Origin of the sequence: Rhodococcus chondri, from assembly GCF_036327435.1 — a bacterium.
In the GTDB taxonomy this organism is placed as follows: Bacteria; Actinomycetota; Actinomycetes; order Mycobacteriales; family Mycobacteriaceae; genus Rhodococcus; species Rhodococcus chondri.
The window spans coordinates 1-10,151 of record NZ_JAUZMZ010000162.1; the positions used below are offsets into that span (position 1 = coordinate 1).

General features: G+C 68.9%; 1 protein-coding gene. It reads right to left on the reverse strand.

Going from position 1 to position 10,151, the window contains the following annotated elements:
- On the reverse strand, positions 1-10,151 hold a 10,151-nt coding region (locus Q8814_RS21180), incomplete at both ends, for a non-ribosomal peptide synthetase (RefSeq protein ID WP_330153965.1).

Consider the following 10,151-nt stretch of genomic DNA (forward strand, 5'->3'; position numbering starts at 1 on the left):
CGGAGTTGCGGAGCCCGCCGAGGTCGAACGCCGCCGCCGGCTGGTTCTGGAACACCAGAGCCACCTGGAACAGCGGGTTCCGCGACGTAGAGCGCTCGACATCGAGTGCTTCGACGAGCCGTTCGAACGGGATGTCCGCGTGCCCGAAGGCACCCAGGTCGACCTCCTTGGTCCGGGCGAGCAGATCCGCGAAGCTCTCGTCGGCGGACACCGCCGTACGCAACACCAGGGTGTTGACGAACATGCCGACCAGATCGTCGAGCGCCGCATCACCGCGGCCGGCCACCGGGGCACCCACCGCGATGTCGTCGCCGCCTGACAGGCGTGCCAACAACAGTGCCAGCGCAGCGTGCACGACCATGAACGGGGTGACGCCGCGTTCTGCGGCGAGCCGGTCGATACCGGCCCGGATCTCGGAGGGCACGCTCAGCCGGTGGGTCAGGCCGCGGTGCGAAAGCACAACGGGCCGGGGCCGATCCGTCGGCAACGTCACCTCGTCGGGCGTCCCGGCGAGCGCGCCCGTCCAGTACGTCAGCTGCTGCGTCAGCAGCGACTGCGGATCGGATTCGTCGCCGAGGACGTCACGCTGCCAAAGGCTGTAGTCGACGTACTGGACGGGCAGCGGTGTCCACGACGGCGCACCGCCCTGCGATCGCGCCGCGTAGGCCACCACGACATCGCGGGTCAACGGTGCGATCGAGAACCCGTCCGAGGCGATGTGATGCGCCACGAACACCAGCACGTGTTCTGTCGCGCCGATCCGGAGCAGCGCGACCCGCACCGGTACCGCCGCCGCGACGTCGAACCCGGTCGACACGAGCTCGGTGACCCGGGCCAGGGCCTGTTCTTCGGTGACGGTTTCGGGCTCGAGCGACAGGCGGGCGCGATCGGGTGCGAGCACGAGCTGCACGCCGGTGCCGTCCACCTCCGGATACACGGTGCGCAGCACCTCGTGCCGGGCCACGACGTCGTTGACGGCCAGTTGCAGCGCCGGCACGTCGAGCGTGCCCGACAGCCGGATCGCGACCGGGATGTTGTACGCGGCCGAGTCCGGATCGAACCGGTTGAGGAACCACATCCGGGTCTGGGCCAGCGACAACGGGATTCGCTCCGGCCGCGGCTGCGGCACGAGCGCCGCGCGGCCACCACCGCCGGTGTGCGATTCGAGGCGCGCAGCAAGCGCCTGCACCGTCGTCGCCTCGAACAGCAGCCGGACGGGCACAACGGCGTCGAGAGCCGCACCCAGGCGCGCGACGACCTGCGTCGCGACCAGCGAGTTGCCACCCAGTCCGAAGAAGTCGTCGTCCACGCCGACGCGCCCGAGCCCGAGTACCTCGGCGAACACACCCGCGACGATCTCCTCCACAGGGGTGGACGGCGCCCGGAACTCACGCGCCTCGAACACCGGTGCGGGCAGAGCCTTACGGTCGAGCTTGCCGGACGGATTCAGCGGGAACTCGTCGAGCACGACGAACGCCGAGGGCATCATGTACGACGGCAAGCGCTCGGCCAGCGATTCCCGCGCGTCTTCGAGGTCGAATGCGCCCGCGCCGGCCGGCACCACATAGGCGACGAGTTGCTCACCGGTCGGCGTGTCGACGACGACGACCGCCGCCGAGATGACCGCGTCGTCGGCGAGCAGCGCGGTCTCGATCTCCCCGAGCTCGATCCGCTGACCACGGAACTTGACCTGGAAGTCGGTGCGTCCGATGTAGACGAGTTCACCGTCTGCCCAGTAGACGAGGTCACCCGTCCGGTACATCCGAGCCCCGGCGACACTCCCGGTGGCGAACGGGTCCGCCACGAACCGGTCGCTCGTCAGATCCACCCGTCCGTGGTAGCCCCGGGCCAGTTGCACACCCGACAGGTACAGCTCACCCGGCACACCGTCCGGAACGGGGTTCAACCGCGAGTCGAGTACGTACACCTTCGAATTCCACTGCGGCACACCGATCGGAACCGCACCCGCGTCCGTCGGCTCGGCACGGCGGTAGGTGATCGAGACCGCCGCCTCGGTGGGGCCGTACAGGTTGTGCAGGCCCGCGTCGCTGATCCGGGCGAACGCGTCTGCCGTCGCAGCGGGCAGGGCCTCGCCGATGACGAACACGTCGCGCAGACCGGCCACGTCGTCCGCGGTGACCGCCGAGACGAACACCGACAGCATCGACGGCACGAAATCGGTGACCGTCACCCCCGCCGACCGGAGCCGCTCCGCGAGATAGTGCGGGTCGCGGTGCCCGTCCGGGGTGGCGACCACGAGAGTGGCCCCCACTCGCAGCGGCAGGAAGAAGCCCCACAGCGACACGTCGAACGTCGTCGCGGTTTTCTGCAGGTACACGTCCGACTCCGTGAACCGGTACTCGCCCTGCATCCATTCCATCTGGTTGGCGATCGCGCCGTGCGGGACGGACACACCCTTGGGACGCCCGGTCGAGCCGGATGTGAAGATCACGTACGCCGCGTTGTCGGGCCGCACCACGCCGAGCCGCTCCGAGTCGTCGAGCGGATCGGACGATGTTCCCGAGAGGTCGAGCGTGTCGAGGAGCAGCACGGTGCGTCCGGCAGCGACCTCGAAACCGTCGCGCGCGGTACCGAGCACCGCCACCGGGTCCGCCGCGTCGAGGATGTACGCGATACGTTCCGCCGGATGATCGGGGTCGACCGGCACATAGGCACCGCCGGCACGGAGCACCGCGTACATGCCGATCACCAGCTCGAGCGACCGCCGCATCGCCAGTGCCACCCGGGAATCCGGACGAACTCCGATCGAAATCAGGTGACGGGCAAGAACATTCACCCGCGCATCGAGTTCGGCGTAGGTGAGCAGGTCGCCTTCGCAGTCCAGCGCGATCGCATCGGGCGTGAGGAGGACCTGCCGGTCGAAACCGTCGAGCAGCAGCTCGTCTCCGGTCTCGTGTCCGGTCCGATTGCGCGTATCGAGCAGTTCGGCGCGTTCGGCGGTGTCGAGCACCGCGATGTCACCGACGATCGCCGTGGTATCGGCGGTCACCGCTTCCAGTGTCCGCACGAATCGCTCGGCGAATCGAACAATCGTCGCCTCGTCGAACAGATCGGTGGCGTACTGGATCTCGACCGCCGCGCCGGCCGACTCACCGCTCTCACCGAACAGCTCGGCGATCGCGACCTGCAGGTCGAATTTGACCAGATGGGTCTCGGTCTCGATCGGGGCGACGGACAGACCTGCGAGCTCGAGCGCCGTCCGATTCATGTTCTGGAAGAACAACGCCACCTGGAACAGGGGATGCCGGCCCTGCGAGCGCACAGGATCGAGCACCTCCACGAGCCGCTCGAACGGCACGTCCGCGTGGGCGAACGCACCGAGGTCGGTGGACTTGACCCGCGCGAGCAGTTCGGCGAAGGTTTCGCCGCCGTCGATCTCGGTGCGCAGCACCAGCGTGTTGACGAACATGCCGACGAGATCGTCGAGTGCAGCGTCGCCGCGACCGGCGATCGGGGCACCGATCACGATGTCGTCGGTGCCGGACAACCGGGCCAGCAGCCCGGCCAGCGCGGCATGGACCACCATGAACGGCGTGACGTGCTGCGCCCGCGCGACCCGCCCGATCGCGTCCTGCAGATCTGCGGGAATCGAGAACGTGTATGCCGCACCATGATTGGACGCGACTGCCGGACGGGGGCGGTCGCTCGGCAGATCCAGCTGGTCGGGGATGCCGGAGAGCCGCCCACGCCAGTAGTCGAGTTGGCGGGCGAGCACCGACTCGGGATCGGATTCGGTGCCGAGTACCTCTTGCTGCCACAACGTGAAGTCCGTGTACTGCACCGGCAGCGGAGTCCACGCCGGAGCCTCGCCGCGCGTGCGCGCTGCGTACGCAACCATCACGTCGCGGGTCAGCGGCGCCATCGAGAAGCCGTCCGCGGCGATGTGATGCACCGAGAACACCAGGATGTGTTCGGAGCCGGTGAGCTGCAGCAGTGCGGCACGCACCGGAACCTGTGCTGTGACATCGAATCCGGCGTCGATGATCTCGGTGACCACCGAGTACACCGAGTCCGGCGTCACGGGGCGCAGGACCAACTCGACCGCGGCATCGGCAGCCGGAAGCACGACCTGATGGCCGCCGCCGTCCACCTCCGGGTACACCGTACGCAGAACCTCGTGCCGGGCCACGACGTCGGCGACCGCTGCCCGCAGCGCCGCCACATCGAGCGCGCCCGACAATCGGACGGCAACCGGGATGTTGTTGACCGCCGATTCGGGATCGAACCGGTTGAGGAACCACATGCGGGACTGGGCCGACGACAGCGGGATCCGCTCGGGACGCGGCTGCGGAATCAGCGGCGCACGTCGGCCGTCACCGGCGCGGGCCTCGACCCGCGCCGCGAGCGCCGACACCGTCGATTCCTCGAACAGCACCCGCACCGGAACCTCGGTGTCGAGGGCGGCCCCGAGCCTCGCCGCGACCTGCGTCGCAACGAGGGAGTTGCCACCGAGCGCGAAGAAGTCGTCGTCGGCGCCGATCCGGTCGATTCCGAGTACCTCCGCGAAGGTCGCCGCCACGATCTCCTCGACCGGCGTGGCGGGCGCCCGGAACTCGCGCACCTCGAACACCGGCGCCGGAAGCGCCTTGCGGTCCAGCTTCCCGTTCGCGCTGAGCGGGAACCCGTCGAGCACGGTCAGCACGTCCGGCACCATGTACGCCGGCAGCCGGGTACCGACGGCGGCCTTGACCCCCTCGACGTCGACGACCGAACCCTCGGCGGCCACGACGTAGGCCACCAGCTGCTGTCCCAGATCGCTGTCGTGAACCAGCACGACCGCCTGAGCGATCTGCGGCAGTTCCGTCAGAGCCGTCTCGATCTCCCCGAGCTCGATGCGCAGTCCGCGGACCTTCACCTGGAAGTCGGTGCGTCCGACGTACACCAGCTCACCGGGCTCGACCGTGGACCACGACACCAGGTCACCCGTGCGGTACATTCGCGCCCCCGGTGCCGGGGAATACGGATCGGCGACGAACCGCTCCGCGGACAGGTCCGGACGCCGCACGTAACCCCGTGCCAGCTGTACCCCGGAGAGGTACAACTCGCCCGCGACCCCCGCAGGGACCGGGCGAAGCCGACCGTCGAGGACGTACACGCTGGTGTTCCACACCGGCGCACCGATCGGCACCCTCGCCACGTCGGCGTCGGTGACCTCGTGGAACGTCACGTCCACCGCCGCTTCGGTCGGACCGTACAGGTTGTGCACGGCGACACCTGCCCCGAGCGTGCGCATCCGCGCCGCGACCGGCGCGGGCAGAGCCTCACCGGACGCGAAGACGTACCGCAACGCGGAGCGTTCCGCAGCGGCCGGTTCGGCGACGAAGGCGGCAAGCATCGACGGCACGAAGTGCACCACCGTGACGCCGGCGTGTGCGATCAGCGTCGCCAGGGCGGCCGGATCGCGATGCACGTCGGGCGCGGCGACGACCAGTTGCGCGCCGATCTGCAACGGCCAGAAGAACTCCCACACCGACACGTCGAAGGTGGCGGGTGTCTTCTGCAGGACCACGTCGTCGGAGGTCAGCCCGTACTGTGCCTGCATCCACTCCAGGCGGTTGACGATCGCCCCGTGCGCAACCGCCACGCCCTTGGGCCGGCCGGTCGATCCCGACGTGAAGATCACATACGCGATGTTGTCCGGCCGCAGCGGTGCGGTCCGTTCCGCATCGGTGACCGGCGCCTCCGAGAACCCGGACACGTCGAGCACGTCGAGCAGCACGACATCCCGGCCAGTGGCGAACCCGTCGCGGCCGGTGGACAGCACGAGGACCGGGTCGGCGGTGTCCAGGACGTACTCGTTGCGTTCGGCAGGCTGATCCGGGTCGACGGGCAGGTAGGCGCCACCGGCGACCGTGACCGCGTACATGCCTACCAGCAGGTCGGTCGAGCGCCGCATCGCCAGCCCCACCAGCGAATCGGGACCGACGCCCTGCGTGATCAGGTGCCGCGCCAGGCGGTGCACCCTCGACGCGAATTGCCGGTAGGTGAGCGTGGTGTCGCCGAACACGACCGCCGGTGCATCCGGGGTCCGTGCCGCTTGTGCCTCGAACATGTCCACGAGCGTCGCCGTGGCATCCACGTCGTGCGCGGTGTCGTTCCACTGCTCGAGGATCGTGGTGCGCTCGGCGGTGTCGAGTACCGGCACATCGCCGACCTGCACCTCCGGATCGGTGACGACGGCGGTGAGTACCCGCACGAACCGCTGTGCCAGCAGGGCAATTGTCGGCTGGTCGAACAGGTCGGTCGCGTACGTGATGCCGGCATGGATCCCGGCCGGGGAACCGTCCTCGTCGAACGTGTCCGACAGCACGACCTGGAGATCGAACTTCGCGTAGCGGTTCTCTGCCTGAACTCCGGACACCGTCAGCCCGGGCAGTTCGAAGCTCGACTGCCCCAGGTTCTCGAAGGTCAGCATCACCTGGAACAGCGGATGCCGGGCCTGCGAGCGTGGTGGGTCGAGGACCTCGACGAGCCGTTCGAACGGGACGTCCGCGTGCCCGAACGCACCGAGGTCGGTGTCCTTGACCCGCGTCAGCAGGTCGGTGAACGACTCACCGCCGTCGATCCGGGTGCGCAGCACCAGGGTGTTGACGAACATGCCGATCAGGTCGTCGAGCGCGGCCTCTCCGCGTCCGGCCACGGGCGTACCGATCGCGATGTCGTCGCTGCCCGACATGCGGGCCAGCACGGCCGCCAACGCGGCGTGTACCACCATGAAGGGGGTGACGCCGCTGCGGCGGGCCAGGTCGGCGATACCGGCCTGCACATCGGCGCCGATCCCGAAGTGGTGGTCGCGGCCCTCGTACGACGCGACCGCCGGACGCGGGCGGTCGCCGGGCAGATCGAGCTGATCCGGCGCTCCTTCGAGCGCAGCGGTCCAGTAGCCGAGCTGCTCGGCGATCAGCGAGTGCGGATCGTCCTCGGAGCCGAGGACCTCACGCTGCCACAGCGTGTAGTCGGCGTACTGCACGGTCAACGGAGTCCACGAGGGGAACTCGCCGCGGCTGCGCGCGGCGTACGCGACCATCACGTCGCGAGTCAGCGGTCCCATCGAGAAACCGTCCGCCGTGATGTGATGCGCCACGAACACCAGGACGTGCTCGCCCGGTGCGACCCGCAGCAGTTCGGCGCGCAGTGGCACGCCGGCGGTGACATCGAATCCTGTTCCGACCGAGTCGAAGACCCGCTCGAGTGCCTCCGCTTCGGACACCTCGATCGGTGCCAGGGCGATACGGGACTGCGAAGCGGGCAGGATTACCTGTGCCCCAGCGCCGTCGACTTCCGGGTACACGGTCCGGAGGGTTTCGTGACGGGCGATCACGTCGTTCACCGCGGCTTCGAGTGCCGACGGGTCGAGATCGCCCGTCAAGCGGATCGCGACGGGAACGTTGTAGGCCGCGGAGTCCGGGTCGAAGCGGTTGAGGAACCACATCCGGGACTGCGCGGTGGACAACGGGATCCGCTCGGGTCGCGGACGTGCCGTCAGCGGCGCCCTGCCACCCGCACCGGCATGCTGCTCGGCGACGGCGGCGAAGGCGGCAACGGTCGGCGCCTCGAACAGGGTGCGCACCGGTATCCGGGTGTCGAGTTCGCTGCCGATCCTCGATACCACCTGGGTGGCGACGAGCGAGTTGCCGCCGAGGGCGAAGAAGTCGTCGTCGAGTCCCACACGGTCGAGCCCGAGGACGTCACCGAAGACGGAGGCGACAACTTCTTCGACCGCCGTGGTGGGGGCGCGGAACTCACGAACCGCGAGCACCGGTTCGGGCAGTGCGCGGCGGTCGAGCTTGCCGGAGTGGTTCAACGGCAGCTCCGCGAGCACCATCACGACGTCCGGAACCATGTACCGCGGCACCGACGCGGAGACCGCTTCACGAACAGCGTCGACATCGACGGCATTGCCCGGCGTCGGCACCACGTAGGCCACGAGCTGCTGGCCGAACTCTCCGTCGTGCACCACGACGACGGCCTGCCCGATCTCGGCCAGATCCGTCAGCGCCGTCTCGATCTCGCCGAGTTCGATGCGCAGGCCGCGCACCTTCACCTGGAAGTCGGTGCGGCCGAGGTAGTCGAGGGTTCCGTCGGAAAGCCTGCGCACCAGGTCGCCGGTGCGGTAGAGGCGTGCGCCGGATCCGGGTTGCGCGAACGGATCCGCGACGAAGCGTTCCGCCGTCAGGTCGGGGCGGCCGAGGTAGCCCCTCGCCACCTGGACACCCGCGAGGTACAACTCGCCGGGAACCCCGACCGGCACCGGGTGCAGACGCGCGTCGAGAACGTACGCGCGGGTGCCTCGGATGGGGCTTCCGATGGGAACGGACGCGGCTTCCTCGGAGACACAACGGAACACCGTCGAAGTGACGGTGACCTCGGTGGGCCCGTAGGTGTTGTCGAGCACCGCACCGGATCGAGAGACGAAGCGCGCGACGAGTTCCGGGGGCAGCGCCTCGCCACCGACGGACAGATACCGCAGCGACTGCGGCAGGGCCAGCCCATCGTCGGCCAGGAACAGAGCGAGCATCGACGGGACGAATTCGAGAATGCACACGTCCCAGCGTCGGGACACCTCGACGAGATACTCGGGGTCACGATGACCGCCGGGATCGGCGACGACCAGCCGGGCACCGACCTGCAGCGGATAGAACAACTCCCACACGGAGGCATCGAAGGTGATCGGGGTCTTGTGCAGCGCGGTGTCCCCGGGGCCCAGGTCGTAACGCTCGGCCATCCACGCCATCTGGTTGACGACCGACCGGTGCGACACCGCGACGCCCTTCGGACGGCCGGTCGAGCCGGACGTGAAGATGACGTACGCCGTGTTGTCGGGTCGCAGCTCACCGCGCAGGTCGGCAGCGGTGACCGGATTCCGGGGCACCGAGTGGAGATCCAGGGAGGCGACGTCCACCGCGGCGATCTGCGGAGGTAGGGCGTCGCGGTCGGATGCGGTCGTCAGCACCAGCAGCGGAGCCGCGATCTCGAGAACGTACGACGTGCGTTCGAGCGGATGCTCCGGGTCCAGTGGCACGTAGCCGCCACCGGCGCGCAGGATTGCGTAGATCGCGAGAAGCATGTCCGAGGACCGGCTCATGCACACGCCGACGAGCGTCTCGGGCGCGACACCGCGTTCGATGAGCACGCGGGCGAGTGCATCGACTCGGCGGTCGAATTCGGCGTAGTCGACCACCTCGTCGCCGAAGACCACTGCCGGAGCGTGCGGGGTCCGCTGCGCCTGGGCCCCGAACCTGTCCAGCAGCAACTCTTCGGTCGCCGGCCGCGCGGTGTCGTTCCACTCCACGAGCATGCGGTGGCGTTCGTCGGCGTCGATCAGCGTCAGGTCACCGACCGCGCAGTCGGGGTCGGCGGCCAGCGCAGCGAGCACGCGCACGAGCCGTTCCGCCAGCACGGCGACCGTGTCCAAATCGAATATATCTGTGGCGTAACCGATTTCCCCCAGATAGGATCCATCGCCGCCGGCCGGCTCGACAAGTGTGACCGAGAGATCGTATTGCGCTGCCTGCCACTCGAAGTCCAGCGCCGACACCGACAGCGCGGGCAGTTCGACGACCGACTGCGTGTAGTTCTGGAACGCCAGCATGACCTGGAACAACGGGGAGAACGACTGGGACCGAACGGGGTTGATGCGATCGACCAGCCGCTCGAACGGGACGTCGGCGTGCGCGAACGCACCGAGGTCGACCTGAGCGGTCTCGGAGATCACCTTCCGGAAGGTCGCATTCGGGTCGACTTCCGTCCGCAGCACGAGGGTGTTGACGAACATGCCGACCAGGTCGTCGAGGGCCTGCTCACCGCGGCCGGCGACCGGCGTACCGATCGTGATGTCGCTGCTGCCGGACAGCCGTGCCAACAAAACCGCCAACGCCGTGTGCACGACCATGAACGGCGTCGCGTGCTGGTCGGTCGCGATCCGCTTGATCCCGGCGACGATGTCGGCGGGCACTGCGAATTCGACGCTGGCACCGACACCGTCCCGGACGACCGGACGGGGCCGGTCGGTCGGCAGGTCGAGCACGTCGGGGATGCCCGCGAGGGTATCGGTCCAGTAGTCGAGCTGCCGGGCGAGCACCGAGTCGGGGTCGTTCTCGTCGCCGAGGACCTCGCGCTGCCACAACGCG